Annotated in this window: 2 protein-coding genes; both read left to right on the top strand. The window is 56.0% G+C overall.

Going from position 1 to position 1,049, the window contains the following annotated elements:
• On the top strand, positions 1-338 hold a 338-nt coding region (locus tag F2P44_RS34330), incomplete at its 5' end, for a hypothetical protein (protein WP_167094426.1).
• Between the two features lie 294 nt (positions 339-632).
• Positions 633-935 (top strand): hypothetical protein, encoded by a 303-nt coding sequence (locus F2P44_RS34325; RefSeq protein ID WP_167094558.1) that lies wholly within the window; start codon positions 633-635, stop codon positions 933-935.
• Positions 936-1,049: the final 114 nt, after the last annotated feature.

Here is a 1,049-nt window from a genome sequence, read left to right as displayed (position 1 = left end):
GAGAGTGGTCGAGCGGCCTTCTACCGCTGCCGTTCGTGACGTGCGGATGCACCCAGCTGTACGAAGCGTTTCAGATCTGGTGCGGCCGCTCCGGCGAATCGAAGTACACGTCCCAGACGATGTTCAGTCCGGCCATCGAGCGCTATGCCGGCTCCGCGATCCGGAAGACCGCAATCAAGTACGACCTGGGCCACGACTTCAAACAGCGCCTGGTGTTTTTGGTCGGTGAACAGCCCGAAGGCAAAAACCTGCGCGAGACGGCAGAAGGCGCCGGTGCTGTTTTTGAGTCCGCAGTGAAGAAGTACCGAAGCCGGGGAGGTGACCATGTTGAGGGCTAACCCTCAACCTCCAAGGCAACCCTCAACGTCGATAGCGCCCGTCGTTATTGGGTTTGTTGGCAGTGTGGAGGGTATGGACGGTTTTTTATAGCTCCACGCGCATGTGAAGGCGCAAAACGAGCCGAAGCATGAAAGGAGATGGGACATTCATCGATAAATTTTGAATTTAACCCTCAATAGTCTTAATAGTCTCCACAACACCAATAGGAATAAGGGTTAAAGCATGTTGAGGGTTGTATGAGGGTGTGGAGGGTTTGCTGAAATGAAAGATTTAACCAGAATAGGACGGTCGATATGGCGAAGGGCAGCATGAGGGAACAGATGCCGATGGTAGCTGAATTCATTGACGATCTCCGGTCCGCGTTTGGAGCGGACTACATCGACAGCATCCTACGCGAAGGCATGCGCGGCAAACCGGTGTTCTACGCAACAGAGAACGGCCACACGGTGGGTACACCGGTGCCGGTGGGGATCAGGGTCGGAACAGATGCTCGCGGCAGGAGCTACTTGCTCGACGGCCCTACGGAGGCCCTGCCGAAAGAGGCATCGAAATATGAAGCGCGTATGCGCCGGGAAAAACTGAAAGGAGAGCGTTGATGGAAGTGATGGAACAAGAGGCAGCGATATTTGAATCGGCGGGGCAGGCAGTGCATGTGGCCTTCCTGGTAATGGCGCAAGAGGCGATGCAGGATGCCCCGCTGCGCATGGCGC

This window comes from Massilia frigida (assembly GCF_011682175.1).
Taxonomy (GTDB): Bacteria; Pseudomonadota; Gammaproteobacteria; order Burkholderiales; family Burkholderiaceae_D; genus Telluria_A; species Telluria_A frigida.
This window is presented reverse-complemented; position numbering and strand designations above follow the sequence as displayed.

What these genes read in the sequence shown, in the direction of transcription:
- F2P44_RS34325 (WP_167094558.1), top strand. Translation starts at nt 633, where the DNA reads ATGGCGAAGGGCAGCATGAGGGAACAGATGCCGATGGTAGCTGAATTC.